General features: G+C 69.3%; 18 protein-coding genes. 9 read left to right on the top strand and 9 right to left on the bottom strand.

The window, feature by feature from the left end:
- Positions 1–101 precede the first annotated feature (101 nt).
- The 3 genes from OG804_RS12210 to OG804_RS12200 all read left to right on the top strand — a co-directional run bounded on the left by OG804_RS12210 (position 102) and on the right by OG804_RS12200 (position 2,289).
- On the top strand, positions 102–983 hold the full coding sequence (locus OG804_RS12210) for a helix-turn-helix domain-containing protein (RefSeq protein WP_328396959.1): 882 nt from the start codon (positions 102–104) through the stop codon (positions 981–983).
- Positions 980–1,189, top strand: a complete 210-nt coding sequence (locus tag OG804_RS12205) for a DUF397 domain-containing protein (RefSeq protein ID WP_328396957.1) — start codon at positions 980–982, stop codon at positions 1,187–1,189. The genes OG804_RS12210 and OG804_RS12205 overlap by 4 nt, the downstream gene beginning before the upstream one ends.
- Positions 1,190–1,329: 140 nt before the next feature.
- A complete protein-coding gene (locus OG804_RS12200; RefSeq protein ID WP_328396955.1) occupies positions 1,330–2,289 on the top strand; it encodes a dipeptidase in 960 nt (319 codons plus the stop codon).
- A gap of 188 nt (positions 2,290–2,477) precedes the next feature.
- Here OG804_RS12200 and OG804_RS12195 read toward each other — a convergent pair whose 3' ends face one another.
- Positions 2,478–2,873, bottom strand: a complete 396-nt coding sequence (locus tag OG804_RS12195; protein WP_328396953.1) for a hypothetical protein — start codon at positions 2,871–2,873, stop codon at positions 2,478–2,480.
- Between the two features lie 247 nt (positions 2,874–3,120).
- Here OG804_RS12195 and OG804_RS12190 point away from each other — a divergent pair, with 247 nt between their 5' ends.
- The 4 genes from OG804_RS12190 (at position 3,121) to OG804_RS12175 (ending at position 7,122) form a co-directional block, all read left to right on the top strand.
- A complete protein-coding gene (locus OG804_RS12190) occupies positions 3,121–3,363 on the top strand; it encodes a hypothetical protein (protein WP_328396951.1) in 243 nt (80 codons plus the stop codon).
- 240 nt (positions 3,364–3,603) lie between these two features.
- Positions 3,604–5,622: a glycosyltransferase family 39 protein gene (locus tag OG804_RS12185; RefSeq protein WP_328396949.1), complete on the top strand. Its 2,019-nt coding sequence runs from the start codon at positions 3,604–3,606 to the stop codon at positions 5,620–5,622.
- A gap of 122 nt (positions 5,623–5,744) precedes the next feature.
- A complete protein-coding gene (locus tag OG804_RS12180; protein WP_328396947.1) occupies positions 5,745–6,476 on the top strand; it encodes a hypothetical protein in 732 nt (243 codons plus the stop codon).
- Positions 6,457–7,122: a Fic family protein gene (locus OG804_RS12175; protein ID WP_328396945.1), complete on the top strand. Its 666-nt coding sequence runs from the start codon at positions 6,457–6,459 to the stop codon at positions 7,120–7,122. The genes OG804_RS12180 and OG804_RS12175 overlap by 20 nt, the downstream gene beginning before the upstream one ends.
- 142 nt (positions 7,123–7,264) lie before the next feature.
- On the opposite strand, the gene OG804_RS12170 is transcribed toward OG804_RS12175, so the two are convergent.
- The gene (locus OG804_RS12170) at positions 7,265–9,514 is read right to left on the bottom strand and encodes a thiamine pyrophosphate-dependent enzyme (protein ID WP_442941808.1); all 2,250 of its coding nucleotides are present in this window, start codon (positions 9,512–9,514) and stop codon (positions 7,265–7,267) included.
- A gap of 218 nt (positions 9,515–9,732) precedes the next feature.
- Entirely contained in the window at positions 9,733–10,047 is a 315-nt protein-coding gene (locus OG804_RS12165; protein ID WP_328396943.1) for a DUF1330 domain-containing protein, read from the bottom strand.
- A 72-nt stretch (positions 10,048–10,119) separates the two neighbouring features.
- Here OG804_RS12165 and OG804_RS12160 point away from each other — a divergent pair, with 72 nt between their 5' ends.
- Positions 10,120–10,866 carry a TetR/AcrR family transcriptional regulator gene (locus OG804_RS12160; RefSeq protein WP_328396941.1) on the top strand — a complete coding sequence of 249 codons (747 nt, stop codon included), beginning with the start codon at positions 10,120–10,122 and terminating at the stop codon, positions 10,864–10,866.
- A gap of 49 nt (positions 10,867–10,915) precedes the next feature.
- Here the strand turns inward: OG804_RS12160 and pgl are convergent, their stop codons facing one another.
- The 5 genes from pgl to tkt are packed head-to-tail and all read right to left on the bottom strand — an operon-like array spanning position 10,916 to position 17,415.
- A complete protein-coding gene (gene pgl, locus OG804_RS12155; protein ID WP_328396939.1) occupies positions 10,916–11,656 on the bottom strand; it encodes a 6-phosphogluconolactonase in 741 nt (246 codons plus the stop codon).
- Positions 11,646–12,557 (bottom strand): glucose-6-phosphate dehydrogenase assembly protein OpcA, encoded by a 912-nt coding sequence (gene opcA / locus OG804_RS12150; RefSeq protein ID WP_328396938.1) that lies wholly within the window; start codon positions 12,555–12,557, stop codon positions 11,646–11,648. Before opcA ends, pgl begins: the two co-directional genes overlap by 11 nt.
- Positions 12,554–14,128: a glucose-6-phosphate dehydrogenase gene (zwf, locus tag OG804_RS12145; protein WP_442941807.1), complete on the bottom strand. Its 1,575-nt coding sequence runs from the start codon at positions 14,126–14,128 to the stop codon at positions 12,554–12,556. The genes opcA and zwf overlap by 4 nt, the downstream gene beginning before the upstream one ends.
- Before the next feature lie 5 nt (positions 14,129–14,133).
- Positions 14,134–15,267 carry a transaldolase gene (gene tal, locus OG804_RS12140; protein WP_328396936.1) on the bottom strand — a complete coding sequence of 378 codons (1,134 nt, stop codon included), beginning with the start codon at positions 15,265–15,267 and terminating at the stop codon, positions 14,134–14,136.
- Between the two features lie 6 nt (positions 15,268–15,273).
- A complete protein-coding gene (gene tkt / locus OG804_RS12135; RefSeq protein WP_328396934.1) occupies positions 15,274–17,415 on the bottom strand; it encodes a transketolase in 2,142 nt (713 codons plus the stop codon).
- 427 nt (positions 17,416–17,842) lie between these two features.
- On the opposite strand from tkt, the gene OG804_RS12130 reads away from it, so the two are divergent.
- Complete coding sequence (locus OG804_RS12130; RefSeq protein ID WP_328398343.1) at positions 17,843–18,739, top strand: heme o synthase; 897 nt, start codon at positions 17,843–17,845, stop codon at positions 18,737–18,739.
- Positions 18,740–18,968: 229 nt separating this feature from the next.
- On the opposite strand, the gene OG804_RS12125 is transcribed toward OG804_RS12130, so the two are convergent.
- On the bottom strand, positions 18,969–19,934 hold the full coding sequence (locus OG804_RS12125) for a quinone oxidoreductase family protein (RefSeq protein ID WP_328396932.1): 966 nt from the start codon (positions 19,932–19,934) through the stop codon (positions 18,969–18,971).
- Positions 19,935–20,061: the final 127 nt, after the last annotated feature.

Below are 20,061 nucleotides of genomic sequence, written 5' to 3'. Positions count from 1 at the left end.
GCACAATCTATTTGATCCATACGGATCGGTTTCTCCGAGCTGCTCGACTGTTCCATTCGATCTGACATGACCGTGCGCGAAGCCAACGAGAGGTGGAGACCTTGCCGAGCGAATCGAACCCTTCGACCCTGCCGCGCCGCATCCTCGGCCGCCGGCTGCGGGAGTTGCGCGAGGCGGCGAAAATGAGCCGGGCCTACGCGGCCCAGGAATGCGAAATGGGTTCGCAGACCCTGTGGCGGCTGGAGTCCGGGCGCAACAGCGAAGCGAAACGGATGGTGATCAACGCACTCTGCGACCTGTACGAGGCGAGCGGCGAGGAACGCCGTGAACTGATCTGGCTGGCCCAGGAATCCCGCAAGGACGGGTGGTGGCAGTCGTTTGCCGACACCATGGTTCCGGAAGTCGAGATGTACGTCGGTCTCGAACAGTCCGCGTCGAGTTCGACCACCTGGCAGTCGACGCTGGTACCGGGCCTGCTCCAGACATCGGATTACCGGCACGCGGTGTGGGAGATCGGCAAGTCGCAAAGGCAGCGCATCGATCTGATCCGAGAGGTCGAACTGCTGACGCAACGCCAGAAACGGCTCTACACAGATGACTTCACATTCCGGGCGTTCATGTGTGAATCGGTACTGCGGCGGCACGTCGGAGGTCGGAAAGTGATGGTCGACCAGATGCGTCGGCTGATCGAAGTCGGCACACGGCCGAATGTCTCCATTCGAGTGGTGGGATTCGATGCGCCGAACCATTCGGGAATCATCAACAAGGACTTTGTGTACCTGGATTTTCCCGAACATCTGAACCCGGCCCTGAGTGAACCCCCGGTGGTGTACATCGAGGGCTTCACCGGGGACATGTACCTCGATAAGCCGTTGGAGACAGAGGCGTATCGCGCGGCGTATTCGGACATCGACCGAGTAGCTTTGGACGAGCGGGACACTCGAGGTCTCATCGAGCAGATAGCGAAGGAGTTCGACGTATGAGGGCGGAACTGGTCGGTGCTGTGTGGTTCAAGAGCAGCCGCAGTACCGGCAGCAAAGAGTGTGTCGAGGTCGCGCACCTCCGAGAAGACATGGTCGGGGTGCGGGATTCGAAGAACACCGAGGGACCCGCGCTGGTCTTCGCCCCGGGGGAGTGGGACGCCTTCACCGCGGGTGTGAGCGCGGGCGCATTCGACCGGAACGCCTGACCAGTCGGCTGGGCGACGGGCGGGAGGGCTCCGGACCCGCGGCTCACCGCGGCTTAACCGCGTAGCCTCGCGGGGCGAAGTGGTGCGGCGCGGCACCGGGATCCCCGCGCCGGTCCGCCGGGCGGGCAGGATGGGTAACCATGACACTGCTCTGGGATCAGCATGCCTGCCTGCCCTTGCAGCTCGGTACCGATGTCGGGGAGCTGGCGCGCTTCCGCCGGCGCGGGCCGACCTTCGTATCGGTGAACGTGGGCTACTCCCCGCAGACCTTCGCGGATTCGGTGGCGCTGCTGCACGATTACCGGTCCGCTATCGGCCGGCATCCGGAGCTGGCGCTGGTGTCGACGGTGGACGATATCGATAGCGCCGGTGCGGCGGGGCGGATCGGCATCGCGTTCGATCTGGAGGATTCCGGGCCCCTCGACGGGGATCTGGACAACCTGCGGGCCTTCGTGGAGCTGGGAGTGCGGACACTGCTGCCCACCTACAACCACGCCAATCGGGCCGGTTGCGGCTGCTTGGACACCGACGATCAGGGGCTGACGGCCTGGGGGCGCGAGCTGGTGCGGGAGATGAACGTCGCCGGGATGGTGCCGGACGGTTCGCACTGCAGTGCGCGCACCGGCCTGGACATCAGCGAGGTCTCGGCGCTGCCGATGGTGTACAGCCATTCGTGTATGCGGTCGGTCTGGGACCATCCGCGCAATATCACCGACGATCAGGCGAAGGCCTGTGCGGAGACCGGCGGGGTCGTCGGGATCACCGGGGTCGGGATCTTCCTCGGGCCCAACACTCCGACGCTGGAGGCGATGACCCGGCATCTCGAGTACGCGATCGAGCTGGTCGGCATCGACCACGTGGGTGTGAGCACCGACCATTCCTTCGACGCCGAGGATTTCCTGGCCGAGGTGCGCGCCCGCCCCCAGTTCTTCGACGAGTCCTACACCCGCTGGGGGCCGATTCGCTGGATGCCCCCGGAAATATTCGTCACCCTGGGCGATCATCTGTCCCGCCGGGGCTGGTCGGACGACGATATCGGCGCGGTGCTCGGGGCGAATTTCGCGCGCGTGGCGCGCCGGACCTGGTCGGTGTCGCGCTGAACGACGAGATCGCGTGCTCGTCGAGCCCTGCTGTATCGAGCGGACGAGCGCGGGCGCTGGGGAGTCGGTGCCCGGACTCGCCGCCCGGGCGCCCGCCGGTTCGGACGACTCGCTGAGCTCCGACCTCACGCCGCCCGGGAGGAGCCCGAGCGGCGCGTCACATCCCAGCGGGGCCGCCGGCGCGGGCGCTAGGGGACGGCGACCGTCACCGTTTCGCCCAACTCGTAGCCCCCGGCGGGGCTGGTGTCCGCACAACCTCCCCGCGCGGTGATCGTGGACCCCGAGTCGAGCCCCGTCAACGAGGTCACGACCGTCTGACCGGGGTTGGCCAGCGATTCCGGTTTGGACTCACCGAAGAAGAAGTGATTGTTCTCCGGGCCGACGCCGGCCTCCGCCCAGCACTGGCCCCGGTCGTTCGGGTTGTGCAGCGTCGCCGTCACCGTGCCCGGTGCGGTGCCCTCGAAGGTGACCACGGGTGGGGTGAACGGTGCTTCGGCGACAGCGGGCGCCGCGGTGAGGGGGGCGAACGTCATTGCCGCGGCGGACACGGCGAGCAGGGTGGCTTCACGAACTCGTCTGATCATCACACGACCAGATCGTGCCCGATAACAGTCACGGCCACACCGGAATTCGCCCAAAACGGTCCGTTCGGCGGCGAACCGGCCGCGTTCTCCGCTGCCGATCTCCGATCCGGACGAGAACGGCCCTGCGGAAGGTCCGTGACGACGGATCTCCTCCACAGGGCCGGGTCGCGCGATCGGTCCGATCGCGCATCGCACTGCTAGCGGGTCACCACGGCAGCGGGATCCACCGGTCGAAGGACCAGAAGCCGTGCCCGCCGGGGTGGTTCGGTGCGTGATCGTCCCGGTGGTGCTGGTCCTGCTGATGCTGGTCCTGATGGGGTTGGTTCTGTTGCGGCTGGTTCTGATGCTGATCCGGGCCCGGCTGTGCGCTCGCCGCGCCTGCCCCGAGGCCTACCGTTCCCAGTCCGACACCGCCGATCACGGCCGCCTTCGCGAGCTTCGACTTCATCATCTTGCGCATTGCGGGATATTCCTCCTCTGTGTGGTCTGACCCTCAGACCACCGGCCGGGGCGAACCCCGTCCGACATGCCCATCGTGTGCGGCCCGCCTCGAGGCGCCCTGCCAACAGCCTGCGAATCCGCTGTGTCCCGGCGCGCGGACCGGCCGACTCCCAGCGTGTTCCCAGCCTGCGCCCAGGAGAGAGGGAGCATCACGGTCGATCGTGGTTTCCATGACCGAGAAATCGAGCAGCTTCCACGGCAGCGGCCGTCCCGAGCCGGAGGTGGTGCGATGACCACGCTGATGACGCGCCGTCCGCCCGCGGTGCTGCCGGAGACGCCCGTCCGCCGGCGGACCCCTTGGGAGAAGATCGCGCTCGCCGTCCTGCTGGTGGGGACGGCGGTGGCCTATTTCTGGAATCTCACCGCCAACGGGTTCGCCAACTCGTTCTACGCGGCGGCCGTGCAGTCGGGCACGAAATCGTGGGAGGCGTTCTTCTTCGGCTCCTCGGACTGGTCCAACGCCATCACCGTGGACAAGACCCCCGCCGCCTTGTGGCCGATGGAGCTGGCGGGACGGCTGTTCGGCTTCGGCAGTGCGAGCATGCTGGCGCCGCAGGTGCTCATGGGGGTCGCGTCGGTGGCGCTGTTGTGGGCGACCGTGCGGCGCTCGTTCGGCGCCACCGCCGGCCTGCTGTCCGGGCTGCTGCTGGCGGTGACCCCGGTCGCGGCGCTGATGTTCCGGTTCAACAACCCCGACGCATTGCTCGTACTGCTGATGATCGCGGCGGTGTGGGCGCTGACCCGGGCCGTCGAGGACGGGCGCTGGCGCTGGCTCGTACTGTGCGGCGCCTTCGTCGGATTCGGATTCCTGGCCAAACAGTTGCAGGTGCTGCTGGTACTGCCCGCGCTCGTACTGGTCTATCTGTTCGCCGGGCCGCCGAAACTCGGGAAACGGATCGCGCAGTTGCTCGCCGCGGGCGCGGCGATGGTGGTCGCGGCGGGCTGGTGGATTCTGATCGCGCAATGGTGGCCCGCGACCGCGCGGCCGTATTTCGGTGGTTCGGAGCACAATTCGATCATCGAACTGACGCTCGGGTACAACGGGCTCGACCGGCTCAGCTCCGGCGGCGGCGGGCCGGGCGGCAGGGGTGGTGGGTTCGGCAGCGACGCGGGCATCACCCGGCTGTTCGGTGCGTCGGTCGGCGGTCAGATCGCCTGGTTGATCCCGGCCGCGCTGATCCTGTCGCTGACGGCGATCGCGCTGCGCGGCAGGGCCGCGCGTACCGATCGCCGACGCGCGACGCTGCTGCTGTTCGCCGGGTGGGGGCTGGTCACCGGACTGGTGTTCAGTCTGATGGAAGGAACCTTCCATCAGTACTACACCGTCGCATTGGCCCCGGCGGTGGCCGCGGCCGCCGGAGTCGGCGGGGTCGCGGTCTGGCGCGAGCGGGACCGGTGGGGAGTGCGTCTCGTCCTGGCGGGGACAGTGGCGCTGACCGCTCTGACAGCCTGGATACTGCTGGGCCGGACCGACGGCTTCGTGCCGTGGCTGCGCTGGCTGGTGCTGGCCGTCGGCCTAGCGGCCACTGTGGCGGTGGCATTTCCGGCGCCCCGGAAAGTCGCCGTGGTCTCGGCGCTGGCGGCGCTGTTCGTCGGGCTGGCCGGACCGGTCGCCTACACCGTCGACACCCTTGCCACCGCGCATACCGGATCGATCGTGCTCGCCGGTCCGAGCACGGGGTCGGGCGGCCCCGGTGGAATGGGTGGACCGCCGGGAGGTCCGGGAGCCGCCCCGGGTGACATGAGTGCCGAACCCGGCGGGGCGCCCGCCGGTGCGGGACCGGCCGAGGGGGCAGGCGGCGCGAACGGGCGAACAGCCGGACAATCCGACGGGCGGCCCGGTGCGGGGGCGGGTGCGTCCGGCCGGGGCGGCGGCGGGGGCACCGGTGGCCGCGCCGGAAGCAGCGAAGCCGTCACGGCCCTGCTCCAGCGGGACGCGAACTCCTACACCTGGGCGGCAGCCGCGGTGAGTTCGATGAACGCGGCGGACTATCAGCTGGCCGGCGACGTTGCGGTGATGGCGATCGGCGGCTTCGGCGGCGGCGATCCGTCCCCCACGCTGGCACAGTTCCAGCAGTACGTGGCCGACGGGGAGATCCACTACTTCGTCGCAGGCGGACAGGGTGGTGGACCGGGTGCACGCTCGGAATCGGAAGCCTCGCGGATCAACCAGTGGGTTCAGGACACCTTCACGGCCACCGAGGTCGACGGGGTGACGGTCTACGACCTCACCGCAGCCGGGCGCTGACCTCCGGTGAGCGAACCGATCCGATGTCGGCTCGCTCACCGGATTCGTCCCACGTCGCACCTGTCGAACCATCCGGCCGGAATCGGAGGGAGCGTGCGCGTGCGCCATGGCATGCTCGCCCGGTGGACTACCGCTCGGCACCGTGGGTGCTTACCTGGGACGAGGTCGATCCGAGTCGCCATCCGTTCGACGCCGCCGCAGCGCGCGACACCATCCGGGGGCTGGGCCCGGCTTCGGCTGTGCCGAAACGTCCTTCGGGAGGCGCCGCCGACCGCCGGGTCCGCGACTGGGCGCACGACGCGGGCGAGGCGTGGGCGGATTCCATGACGCGGGCACTGATCGAGCAGTACGGGCGCTGGGCCACCGGATGGCGTTGGGCGCTGGACGAAGGCGACTTCGGTGGAGGTCCGGTAAGCAGTTGGTGCTGCCCGGCAGACTCCATCACCGGCGCCGCGGAGACCGTCGCCCGGGTGACCGCGGCGCTGCTCGAATGGCGCGGCTGGCTGGAAGATCTGGCCACGCGCTTCGACCGATATCCGCTGGCCGGGCTTTCGGATCCGGACCGGTTCCAGGCTTGGGAGCGCGGCACGGTGCAGCTTGTGCACCATGTGGTGGATCGCACGGGTGCGGGCGACGCCTGGTACCGGCACTGCGCGCAGGTGCTGACCTGGTTCTCGGCGCGCTGGGGCGTCGCCGGCGACAGCGCACAGCGATTGGTCGACGAAGCGATCGGCGGCCGATTCGGCAGTTGGGTCGGACCCGCCGAGACCGTGGTGGATGATATCGCCGAGCGCATCGCCCGCGCCGCCACGGCGTACCCGGTGGACCAGGCCCGTGACCGACCACTTGCGTAACTGGTACGAGATCCGCGAGCAGGTGCGCTGGCACGATATCCGGCACGGCCGCGGCTGGCCGCGGGGCCCGGTCCGGGCACGGCGCGATGGGATCGCCCATCGGATCACGACGGTCGAGTGCGCCCGTGAGCCCCGCCGGGCACAGCGGCTGCTGGCCGCATACGAGCAGGTGCGCGCGGATGCCGCCGCCGGCAGGACCCTCGACTTCGGACTGGTCGCGGGATGGCAACGGACCGTTCTGGGCATGTCCTGCATGCCGTTTCGTGACGGTCCCGCATTCGCCAAGGGCGGCCGAGAGCGCTACGGGCTCGACGCGGACACCCCCGCGCGGTTCGACGCCTGTCTGGCCGGCAGCCGGGACTCCGCTTTGCCGGTCGCGTCGCGTGCGGCCCGCGCCTACCTGGACGTGTGCTTCTTCCATCCCTTCCCGGACGGCAACGCCCGCTCGGCCCTGCTGACCCTGGCCTTCGTGCTCGCCGCGGCGGACATCGTGCTCGACCAGGTCGGTCCGCTCGCCCAACTCCAGCGGCCGGCCGATGATCCGGAGGGCGCCAGGGGGTTGGCCGACCTGGTCGTCACCTTGATCGAAGGCGCCCAGCGCCGGTCCGGAAATGCCAACGGGCCAATCCGGGTCCATAACCGCTGAGACCAGCAGTGGCCGACCAGGCGCCGGGTAGACCGCCTCGCGCAGTGCAGGAAGGCCGCTTGCGGGCGAGTGACCGGCCGGGCGGGTGAAGGTCGTCTTCGATATCCGACGGTCCGCGGCGTCGTCGACCGGCCAACCGACTTCAGGCTCCTTCGACAGCGGCGAGGGCGGCCGCCTCCAGATCGGCTTCGCCCAGCAGTACCGTCGCGGCGGCCGGGCCGAGCGGGATGAAACTGTCCGCACTGGTGACCCGGCGGACGTGCCCGGTGAATCCGGCGTCGATGAGCGCCGCGCAAATCGATTCGGATACCCCACCGCTGCGCCGGGTTTCGTCGGCGATGAGGACCCGGCCGGTGGATTCCGCGTGCCGCAGCAGATCCGCGACGGGCAGCGGCGACAACCAGCGCAGGTCGAGAACGCGGGCGCGGACGCCCCGCGCGGCCAGCCGCCGGGCGACCCGCAGGCTCATCGGGACCGAATTGGCGAAGGCGACGATCGTCAGGTCCGTTCCGTCGCCGTAGACGCGGGCCCGGCCGATCGGCACATGCGTCGGGTCGGCAGTGGGTGTCGCCCAGTCTCCGTCGTCCTGTTCGTACAGGTCGCGGGTGTGATAGAGGGCGATCGGCTCGAGGAAGACGCAGACCCGCCCGTCTACTCTGGCGGCGGAGACACAGGTGCGCAGCACGGCCGCGGCGTCGTCGGGGCGCGACGGCGACGCCACCACCACGCCCGGGATATCCCGCAGCGCGGCAACGGAATTGTCATTGTGGAAATGCCCGCCGAAACCACGCTGGTAGCCGTACGCGGCGATCCGGACGACCATCGGGTTGCGGTAGCGGCCCGCCGAGAAGAACGACAGCGTCGCGGCCTCGCCGCGCAGCTGGTCCAGGGCATTGTGCACATAGGCCAGGTACTGGATCTCCGGAATCGGGACGAAACCCGCGAGTCCGGCGCCCAGCGCGGTGCCGAGAATGCTCTGCTCGTCGAGCAGCGTATCGAACACCCGGCGCGGGCCGAACCGTGTGCGCAAACCTTTGGTCACCCCGTAGACCCCGCCTTTGCGGCCGACGTCCTCACCGAAGACCAGGAGATCGGAGTCCCGCGCGAGGAGTTCGGCGAGCGTGCGGTTGATCGCCTGCGCCAGCGTCTCCGAGCCCGGCGACCGCGTACCGGCGGCCGGTCCGGCGTCGCCGGCCGTCGGCAGCCGAACCGGCTGCGATGCGGTGGGGGATCCGGCGGCCGGTGACCCCGGTGGACCCTGGCGTAGTGCGTCGGCGCGCACCAGGTCCGGGCGGGCCGGGGCGAGTGGTGCGAGCACCGCGGCGGCGGCGGCGAGTCGCGGTTCCCGGCATACGTCTTCCGCGGTGGCCGCCACCTGTTCGGCGAGGTGGTCGTAGTGGCCGAGGAGTTCGCGCGGCGTGCGGATACCCGCGGTGACCAGCAGCCGTGCGGTCGCGGTGAGCGGATCGCGCGCGAGGTCGGCGTCGACCCCGGCGGTGTCGCGGTAGGCGGATTCCACATCGGAACCGGCGTGGCCGAACAGTCGCACCGTGCGTAGACGCAGGAAGGCCGGGCGACGGTGTGCGCGTACCCAGTCCACCGCCGCCGTGGCGGTCGTGACGGCGTCGAGGAGGTCGCAGCCGTCCGCGCTGAAGTAACGCAGGCCCGGCCGGTGCCCGTAGGCGTGCTCGATCCAGTCGGGCGGGGTGGGCACGCTGATCCCGATCCCGTTGTCCTCGCACACGAACAGCACCGGCGCCGCGACTCCCAGATGCGCGGTGTGGATCGCGGTGTTGATCGCGCCCGCCGCGGTCGAATGATTGGCCGAGGCATCCCCGAAACCGCAGAGCACCACCGCATCCGCCGGCCACGGGCACGCGACACCGAGCCGATCGGCGCGCTCGATCGCGAAGGCCAGACCCACCGCGCGCGGCAGTTGCGAGGCGATGGTGGAGGTCTGCGGGATGATATTCGCCGCCGCGCTGCCGAATACCTTGTGCCGGCCACCGGAGATGGGGTCGGCCGCGGCGGCCACCACGCCCAGCAGGATGTCGCGCACCGGGTCGCGGCCGCCCGCCTGCCGCATCCGGTGGACGAAGAAGGCGCCGGAACGATAGTGCGGCAGCGCGGGATCGGTGACCCGGGTGGCTGCCGCGAGCGCCACGTTCCCCTCGTGGCCGGACGACCCGATGCTGTAGAAGCCGCGCCCGCTCGCGCCCAACCGGCGGGCCGCCAGATCGACCTGTCTGCTCAGTACCTGCGATTCGAAGAGGTTCAGGCAGTCCGGCCCGGTGATCCCTTGTGTCAGGACGCTATCGGGCGATATCGACGAGGGCGGCCGCAGCGCCGCGATCTGCGCGCGGAACCGCTGCTCGGCCTCCTGCGCGTTCACCTGATCCTCACCGCCACCAGCCTAAACGTGTATCCGGGGATTCAGCGGCGTCCCCGCCCCAGGTGTCGCGGGTCGGGCTCCGAGCGGAAGGGGGAACCGCCGATATCCGATCCGGGCCGGCAGTGCCCTGGTCGCCTCCGCTCTGGTGATCGCCGTCGTGGTCGGGCGGGCATCAGAGCGTTGACGGGTAGCCCGGGTGCTCGGATCCGACGGTGCGATCAGGCCGGGAGCGAGAAGCCCTCGGGGGGCGAGCCTTCGGTGAACAGCATCTGCACCCGGACCTTGCCGTCCCGGATCTGCCGGGCCCGCCGGTAGTCGGGGGAGTCGTACCACTGCCGGATTCGATCCATATCGGGGAACTCGATGATCAGGATCCGCGGGGCGTCCCAGGCGCCTTCCACCGGTTCGTCGGTGGGACCCGCCACCAGATAGCGCCCACCGTGTTCGAGTATCGATTTCTGGGCGACCGGGGCGTAGGCCCAACCGGCTTCTTCGTCGAGGACCTCGGCATTGACGATGACATAAGCGGACATGCGATCTCCCATTTGGACACGGCGTGTAGTAATGACACGGATAAGAGTATCGACACTCTGTATCCTGTCAAGATGAGCAAGGTCGACAACCGCTCCGCGGCGAGCGTGCCGAGTCGCCGGGAGCGACTGCGAGCGGAAACCATTCGGGAGATCGAGGCCATTGCGCTGCGGCAGCTCGCCGACGATGGCCCGGGCGCGATCTCGCTGCGCGGAATCGCGCGTGAGATGGGCATGACCGCACGCGCGATCTACAGTTACTTCCCGACGAGAGACGATCTGATCACAGCCCTGATCAGCGGAATCGGCGGATCCCTGGCGGAAGCGCTGCAGACCGCGGTCGATGCTGTCCCCGGGAACGACCCGGGTGGCCGGTTGGTGGCCTGGGGTGGGGCGCTGCGGGAATGGGCGCTGGCGCATCCGGAGAGCTTCCGGCTCTTCTACGGACAACCGATCCCCGGCTACCATCCGCCCGAGGAGGGGCCCGTGGATCGGACCGCGCGCCGCGTCTGCCGCGAACTCACCCGTCTGGTGGCCGCCGCACAGCGCGACGATCGGCCGCCCGGAAACACCGAGAACTCATGGTCGGACCTGCAACCCGACTACGTCGCGAAGATCCGGGAAGACCTTCCGGACGTGTCTCCCGCCGCCGCGGCGCTCGCATTGCGGGTGTGGGGCCGGATGCACGGTCTGGTGGCGCTGGAAATCGACGGGCACATCCACCCGGTGGCCCGAAACCCGGCCGCGCTGCACCACGCCGAAATGCTCGACCTGGTGGGATCGCTGGGTCTGGCAGCGGCCCGGCCCGGGACGGCCACCTGAGCGGCCGCGCTCCTGTCCGGGGTGGGGTATCGATCGAACCGTGAGTCGGCTAGTGCAGGCCGGCGGCCGCGTCGGCGTCCAGGAGCCAGGTGGTGGATTCCGTGCCGTGCGCACCCGCCGCGGGGATCTCGGTGCGCGCCGCACCCTTGAAGGCGGAGGCCACGGCCTCGGCCTTGCCGCCGCCGGAGACCACCAGGACCACGTGCCGGGACCGGTGGATCGCCGGGAAGGTCAGGGTGACCCGCACCGGGGGCGGTTTGGGGGAGTCGGTGACCGCGACGGCGAGTTCGTGCTCCTCGTCCACGGCCGCGGCGTGCGGGAACAGCGAATTGATATGGCCGTCCGGTCCCATACCGAGCAGATGCAGATCGAAGCTGCCGTGCGCGCTCAGATGGGCGCGGACCGCGGTCGCGTACTCGGCGGCGGCCTCGACCGGGTCGGGGTATTCACCGTCGGAGGTCGCGACCGTGTGGATCCGGGCCGGGTCCACGGCGACGTGGTCCAGTAGCGCCCGATGCGCCTGCAGTTCGTTGCGTTCGGGATCACCGGCCGGGACGAAACGTTCGTCGCCCCAGAACACATCGACCTTCGACCAGTCGAGGTCGCCCGGGTTGTCGCGCACCTTCTCCAACAGGGTGATGCCGGTGCCGCCGCCGGTCACCACCACCGACGCGGAACCGCGCGCGGCCTGGGCGGCGGTCAGGACGTCGACGAACAGGCGGGCCGCCGCCGAGGTCAGGGCGTCACCGTCGGGATGGACATCGACGGTGGCCTCGGAGCTAGTGGTCATAGGTCACCCTTTCGATTCCGGCCAGGGCCTCGGCATAGATCTCATCCGCGTCCAGCCGCCGCAGTTCCTCGGCCAGACAGTCACGGGTTTCCCGGCGCGCCAGGGCTATTCGCTGGTCGGGATCGCCGGTCCGGGTCAGCGTGGCGGTGACACCCGTCTGCGGGCGCTCGATGGCGATGGACATCGACGGACGGCGCAGTTCGACCCGCAGGTTCCCCGTCTTGCGGAGCACCGGGCAACCGAGTCGCCCGGCCAGCCAACCCGCGAGGATATCGAGGGCGGGTTCCTCGCGCAGACCCGAAACGGTCACCGATTCGATCGGCTCGAACGGCGGTTCGTCCAACGCCGCGGCCAGCAGGGCCCGCCAGTAGGTGATCCGGCTCCACGCCAGATCGGAATCGCCGGGCGCATACGAGCCGTGGCGCTTCTTGATGGTCGTCTGCGGATCGGGGGCGAACGTGGCGTCGGTGATACGCCGGGTCGCCAGCCGGCCCACCGAATCCTTCGACGGGAACTCCGGGGCGCCCCGCGGCCACCACGCCACCACCGGGGTATCGGGCAGCAGGAACGGGATGACCACGCTGCTCTCGTGGCTCACCAGCTCCCCCTGTAACCGCAGCACGATCACCTCCGCCGCGCCGGCGTCGCCGCCGACCCGGATCTGCGCGTCCAGCCGGGTCTCGGCGAACCGGTCACCGCGTGCCAGCACCACCACTCGGCAGGGGTGTTCGCGACTGGCGTCGTTGGCGGCGTCGATGGCGTCCTCGGCCTCGGAGCTGTCCAGGGTGCACACCACCAGGGTCAGCACCCGGCCCATGGTGATCACGCCGTTGCTCTCGCGCAGCTGCACCAGGCGTTTGGTGACCTCGCCGGTGGTGGTGCCGGGGATATCGATGATCACGGCCGCCGCCATTCCCGGCCGGTGCGGGCCAGCATCGCGTCGGCCGAATCCGGGCCCCAGGTACCGGCCTCGTACTGTTCGGGTTTACCGTCGGCGGCCCAGTGCGCGAGCACCGGATCCAGGATGCGCCAGGACAATTCGACCTCCGCATTGACCGGGAACAGCGAGGGTTCGCCGAGCAGGACGTCCAGGATCAGCCGCTCGTAGGCCTCCGGGGACGATTCGGTGAACGCCTCGCCGTAACTGAAGTCCATGTTCACATCGCGCACTTCCATCGACGATCCGGGCACCTTCGAGCCGAACCGCATGGTGATGCCCTCATCCGGCTGCACCCGGATGACCAGCGCGTTCTCGCCGAGATCTTCGGTCATGGTCTGATCGAAGGGCAGATGCGGGGCGCGTTTGAACACCACCGCGATCTCGGTGACCCGGCGGCCCAGGCGTTTACCGGTGCGCAGATAGAACGGCACCCCCGCCCAGCGGCGGGTATCGACCTCCAGGGTGAGCGCGGCGTAGGTCTCGGTGCGCGACTGCGGATCGAAACCCTCCTCGTCCAGCAGACCCACCACTTCCTGGCCGCCCTGCCACCCCGCCGCGTACTGGCCGCGGGCGGTGGTCTCGTCGAGCGGTTCCACGAGTTTGGTGGCGGAGAGGACCTTGATCTTCTCCATCTGCAACTGCCGGGGTTCGAAGCTGATCGGCTCCTCCATGGCGGTGAGCGCGAGCAGCTGCAGCAGATGGTTCTGGATGACGTCGCGGGCGGCGCCGATTCCGTCGTAGTAGCCGGCCCGGCCGCCGAGACCGATGTCCTCGGCCATGGTGATCTGCACGTGGTCGACGTAGTTGGCGTTCCAGATCGGGTCGAACAACTGGTTGGCGAAACGCAGCGCCAGGATGTTCTGCACCGTCTCCTTGCCGAGATAGTGATCGATCCGGAACACCGTCTCCTCCGGGAACACCCGGTTCACCAGCGCGTTCAACTCCCGCGCGCTGGACAGGTCGTGTCCGAACGGCTTCTCGATCACCACCCGCCGCCACGGCGCCGGTCCCGACGCGTCAGCGGTGTTGGTGAGCCGGTGCCGGTGCAACTGGTCCAATACGACCGGGAAGGTGTTCGGCGGGATCGACAGGTAGAAGGCGTGATTACCGCCGGTGCCCCGCTCGGTGTCGAGCTTGGACAGAGTGCCGGCGAGCCGGTCGAAGGCCGCATCGTCCTCGAAGGTGCCCTGGACGAATCGGAACCCTTCCGCCAGATGGTCCCAGACCTCCTGGCGGAACGGGGTCCGGGCGTGGGCGCGCACGGCGTCGTGCACGATCTCGCCGAAATCCTGGTCCGACATCTCCCGGCGGGCGAAGCCGACCAGCGCGAAACCCGGGGGCAGCAGCCCCCGGTTCGCCAGATCGTAGATGGCCGGCATGAGCTTGCGCCGGGACAGATCTCCGGTGACCCCGAAGATCACCATGCTGCACGGGCCCGCGATGCGCGGAATCCGTTTGTCGCGGCCGTCCCGCAGCGGATTACGCCACGGGGTGCCGGATGCCGTCTCTGTGCTCTCCGGAGCGCCGACCATCTCGGTCAGTTACCTCCCGCTGACTGCAGCTCAGCCGTGGTGGCCTCCAGCAGTTCCTCCCAGGACTTCTCGAACTTGTCCACGCCCTCGCGTTCGAGCACGACGAAGACATCGTCGAGATCGATTCCGGCCGCGCGCAACTGCTCGAACACCTCGGCCGCTTCCGCACCGGTGCCGGTGACGGTGTCCCCGCGGACCTCCCCGTGATCGGCGACGGCCTCGAGGGTCTTCTCCGGCAGGGTGTTCACCGTGTTCGCCGCGACCAGCTCGGTGACGTAGAGGGTGTCGGAGTAGTCGGGGTTCTTCACCCCGGTCGACGCCCACAGCGGCCGCTGCCGGTTGGCGCCGGCCGAGGCCAGATGAGCGTAGGTGGAGGCGTGCTTGCCGCTCGACGCGAAGACGTCCTCGTACTCGGCGTAGGCCAGACGAGCGTTGGCCACACCGGCTCTACCGCGCAGTGCCAGCGCTTCGGGCGTGCCGATGGCCTCGAGGCGTTTATCGATCTCGGTGTCCACCCGGGAGACGAAGAACGACGCCACCGAATGGATCTTGGCCAGATCGTGTCCGCCGACCCGGGCATTGCGCAAACCGTCGAGGTAGGCGCCCATCACCGCGCGATACCGCCGCACGGAGAAGATCAGCGTGACGTTCACGCTGATGCCCTCCGCGATCACCGCGGTGATCGCGGGCAGGCCCTCTTCGGTGGCCGGGATCTTGATGAAGAGATTCGGCCGATCCACGATCTTCCACAGTTCCACGGCCTGGGCCACGGTCTTGTCGGCGTCGAAGGCCAGCCGCGGGTCGACCTCGATGGAGACCCGGCCGTCGACACCGCCGGTCCGTTCGAACACCGGGGCCAGCACATCGCAGGCCGCGCGGACGTCATCGGTGGTGATGGTGCGGATCGCGGCGTCGACATCGGCGCCGCGGGCGGCCAGCTCGCGGACCTGTTCGTCGTAGGCGTGGCCCTTGCTGAGGGCGCCCTGGAAGATGGTCGGGTTGGTGGTGACTCCGACGATTCCGCGCGTCGCGATCAACTCGGCCAGGTTGCCGGAGTTGATCCGATCGCGTGACAGATCGTCGAGCCAGACCGACACTCCGGCCGCGGCCAGGGCGGCGATGTTCTCGTTCTGTGCCATGAACCCTTATCCCTTCACGTTGTCGAGCGTGCGCTGCGCAGCGGCCACGACAGCCTCTGGCGTGAAGCCGAACTCGCGGAACAAGGTCTTGTGATCGGCCGAGGCGCCGAAATGCTCGATCGAGACGATCTCGCCCGCGTCACCGGTGAACCGGTACCACGGCATCGCGATACCGGCCTCGACGACGACTCGAGCGGCGACCGCCGGGGGCAGCACTTCGTCCCGATACGCCTTGTCCTGCGCGTCGAACCACTCCACGCACGGCATCGAGACCACCCGGGTGCCGATGCCCTGCTCTTCCAGCGTAGTGCGGGCGGCCACGGCGAGCTGCAGCTCGGAGCCCGTGCCGATGAGAATCACCTGGGGAACTCCGGTGGAGGCCTCGGCCAGGATGTAACCGCCCTTGGCGACGCCCTCCAGGCTGGTGCCCTCCTGTACGGGCAGGTCCTGGCGGGTCAGTGCGAGAGCGGCCGGACCGCCGGTGCCGACCGCGTCGCTCGAGACGAACGGCGAATTGTGCTTGCCGCTGTGCTTCTCGATCACGGTGCGCCAGGCGTACGCGGTCTCGTTGGCGTCGCCGGGACGCACCACGGACAGGCCCGGGATCGCGCGCAGCGCGGCCAGATGCTCGATCGGCTGGTGGGTCGGGCCGTCCTCGCCGAGTCCGATCGAATCGTGGGTCCAGACGTAGGTCACCGGGACCCGCATCAGCGCGGCCAGCCGGACCGCCGGGCGCATGTAGTCGCTGAACACCAGGAAGGTGCCGCCGTAGGGGCGGGTGGGCCCGTGCAGGGCGATGCCGTTGAGGATCGACCCCATCGCGTGCTCGCGCACACCGAAGTGCAGGGTGCGGCCGTAGGGGCTGGCCTTCCACATCCCGGTCGAGATGGATTCCGGTCCGAAGCTCAGCGAATCCGGGATGGTGGTGTTGTTCGATTCGGCGAGGTCGGCCGAGCCGCCCCACAACTCGGGCAGTACCGGGCCGAGTGTCGCGAGCACCTTGGCCGAGGCCTTACGGGTGGCCAGGCCCTTCGCGTCCGGCGCCCAGGTGGGCAGGTCGTCGGCCCAGCCGTCGGGCAGCTGACCGTTGAACAGCCGGTCGAACAGTGCCTTGCCCTCGGGCACGCGCTGGGCCCAGGCGTCGAATTCGACGGTCCACTCGGCGTGCGCCCGCGCGCCCCGCTCCGCGGCCTTACGGGTGTGTGCGATGACCTCGTCGTCCACCTGGAAGCTCTGCTCGGGATCGAATCCCAGGGCGCGCTTGGTGCCGGCGACCTCGTCGGCGCCGAGCGCGGCGCCGTGCGCGGCGCCGGTGTTCATCTTGTTCGGGGCCGGATAGCCGATGATGGTGCGCAGCAGGATCAGCGAGGGCCTGCCGGTCTCGGCTTTGGCCGCGGCGAGCGCCGCCTCGATCGCGACGACGTCCTCGCCGCCCTCGACGATCTCGACGTGCCAGCCGTAGGCGGCGTAGCGGGCCGCCACGTCCTCGGTGAAGGCGATGGTGGTGTCGTCCTCGATGGAGATCTTGTTGTCGTCGTAGATCACCACGAGATCGCCCAGCTGCTGGGTGCCGGCGAGCGAGGAGGCCTCGGAGGTGACGCCCTCTTCCATATCGCCGTCGGAGGCGATCACGTAGATGTGGTGGTCGAAGGGGCTGGCGCCGGTCCGGGTCTCGGGATCGAACAGGCCGCGTTCGCGCCGGGCGGCCATCGCCATACCCACCGCGGAGGCCAGACCCTGACCCAGCGGGCCGGTGGTGATCTCCACACCCTTGGTGTGCCGGTACTCCGGGTGGCCCGGGGTGAGCGAACCCCACTTGCGGAGGTTGCGCAGATCGTCGAGCTCGAGCCCGAAGCCCGCCAGATACAACTGGATGTAGAGGGTCAGGCTGGAATGACCGCAGGACAGGACGAACCGGTCGCGGCCGACCCATTCCGGATCGGCGGGGTCGTGGCGCATGGTGCGCTGGAACAGTGTGTAGGCCAGCGGCGCGAGACTCATCGCGGTGCCCGGATGGCCGTTGCCCGCGGCCTGGACCGCGTCGGCGGCGAGGACCCGGATGGTGTCGACAGCCTTGGTGTCCAGATCCGTCCAGTCGTCCGGAAGGTTCGGCTGGGTGAGGGCGCGGATGTCGTCTGTCACTGACACGACCGTGTTTCTCCTGACATTTCGAGGCGTCGAAAAGGGGCGGGCAGGGTAGCGAAACGGTACGGCGCGGTGACTGTGGCGCCGCATACACCCCCTACCCTAATTGCGCCGGGCCGCCCCCGCGCACGGCCCCCGGCAAGATCCGTGAGCCGCTGTTTCCCGCTACCGCCCCGGGCGCGGCGTGACCGAGCCCACGCCGGTGTGCCCCGCGCGCGGGGGCGAGCGGCGGCGCACCCCCGGCGTGGGTCTACCATCGTGCGTAGTAGTAGCCGCGTCGCAGCCGCGCGCTGCTCGTTCCCAACCGGATGCGAAGCACAGCGTGCGAGGAGAGATAGTGCGGATCGGTCATGACACGGGGGTCGGCGGCGCCCACGATTCCGCCCCGGCACCCGCGGACCGCGTCCTCGGCAGCGAGAAGCTCGCCCAGATCGCCCGCCGCCCGCTGGCCTATATCGCGCTCACCAAACCCCGGGTGATCGAACTGCTGCTCGTGGCGACCATTCCCACCATGCTGCTGGCCGATCGCGGGGAGATCGACATCCGGCTGATCCTGGCCACCCTGTTCGGCGGCTGGATGGGTGCGGCCAGCGCCAACACTCTCAACTGTGTCGCCGACGCCGATATCGACAAGGTGATGAAGCGGACCGCCAAACGGCCGCTGGCCCGGGACGCGGTACCGACGTCGCATGCTTTCGTCTTCGGTGTCGTGCTGGGGATCGGTTCGTTCGCCTGGTTGTGGTGGCAGGCCAACCTGCTCAGTGGCGTACTGGTGGTCGCGACCATCCTGTTCTACGTTTTCGTCTACACGCTCGGCCTGAAGCGACGTACCTCGCAGAACGTGGTGTGGGGCGGTGCGGCCGGTTGTATGCCGGCCCTCGTCGGCTGGTCGGCGGTGACCGGCACCATCGGCTGGCCCGCGCTCGCGCTGTTCGGCGTGATCTTCTTCTGGACGCCGCCGCACACCTGGGCGCTGGCCATGCGGTACAAGGAGGACTACCGGGCGGCCGGCGTGCCGATGCTGCCGGTGGTGGCCACCGAACAGACCGTCACCAAGCAGATCGTCATCTACACCTGGCTGACCGTGCTGACCACCCTGGCGCTCGTCCCGGCCACCGGGGTGATCTACACGGCGGTGGCGCTGGTCGCGGGTGCCTGGTTCCTGCTGATGGCGCATCAGCTCTACGCGGGGGTGCGGCGGGGTGAATCGGTGAAGCCGCTGCGCCTGTTCCTGCAGTCCAACAACTATCTCGCGGTGGTGTTCTGTGGCCTGGCCGTCGATTCGGTGCTCGGCTGGACCACTCTCGGCGACGTCTTCTTCGGCTGATCCCGCCTCGGTGCCGGCGACCGGATCGCCGCTCCGCCGACCGCCGTACCCGGCCGGGCCACGGCGTACGAGTGGATGCCGGGCGGGGTCGGCAGATCCTCGATGGCGCCGAAACCGTGGGCTCGCCGGCCGCGACTACTGATCCACGCCCGGCGTCCGCTGTGTCCGAGCGTGGCGGCCGGCACGCCGTGTTCCGCCGGAATGCCCCCGCGGAACAACAGGCGTCCGATCAGGGGAGCAGGACGATCGAACCGGTGGTTCGGCGGCTCTCCAGATCGCGATGCGCGCGCTCGGCCTCGGCCAGCGGATAGGTCGCCCCGATCCGGACTGTGAGCGAGCCGTCGGCGACGGCCTCCAAGATATCGCCTGCTCGCCAGTCCAGTTCGGCGCGATCGCGCGTGTAGTGGGCGATATTGGGGCGTGTCACGAATACGGAACCGGCCGCGTTGAGCCGCTGCAGGTCCACCGGTGGGACCGGCCCGCTGGCCGCACCGAACAGGGCCAGCATGCCGCGCACGCGCAGCGAAGCCAGACTGGCGTCGAACGTCGCAGCGCCCACCCCGTCGTACACCGCCGCGACGCCGGCGCCGCCGGTCAGCTCGCGCACGCGGTCGGCGAGATCATCGCCGTAGCGCAGCACTTCCCAGGCGCCGGCGCCGCGCGAGAGGGCCTCCTTGTCGTCGGTGGACACCGTGGTGATCACGCGGATATCGCGCGCGGCCGCCAACTGGGTGAGCAACAACCCCACCCCGCCCGCGCCGGCGTGCACCAGGATCGTCTCGCCCGATTCCGGGCGATAGACAGATTCGATCAGATAGTGCGCGGTCATTCCCTGCAGCAGTGCCGAGGCGGCCACCGGCGGGTCGACGCCGTCGGGCACGGCCACCGCGACAGCCTCGTCCACCACCGCGCGCGCGGCGTAACTACTCGGTCCGGCCGCCCAGGCCACCCGGTCGCCCACCGCGAATTCGGTGACCTCGGAACCGATTTCGGCGACCACGCCGGTGCCCTCGGAACCTGGGATGTAGGGCGCCGGGCGCGGGTAGGCGCCGGTGCGGAAATAGGTGTCGATGAAATTGACGCCGACGGCCTCCATATCGACCAGTAGCTGATTCGGACCGGGCTCCGGGTCGGGAACCTCGGCGAGGGTCAGCACTTCCGGACCGCCGTGCCGGTCTACCTGGATGGCGCGCATGGATCCAGTTCTACACGGGTGCCCGCGGGCGGTGCGCGGGGGTCCGGCGCATCCGTGCGAATGCTGTCCGAGTGCTGGAGCAGGCGGTTCGGACGGGGCCGCCGACGGTCTCCTACTCGTCGGTAAA

The sequence above is a fragment of the Nocardia sp. NBC_00416 genome, from assembly GCF_036032445.1.
Lineage (GTDB): Bacteria > Actinomycetota > Actinomycetes > Mycobacteriales > Mycobacteriaceae > Nocardia.
The sequence above is the reverse complement of the archived record's forward strand: the minus strand, read 5'-3'. Positions and strand labels throughout refer to the sequence as shown.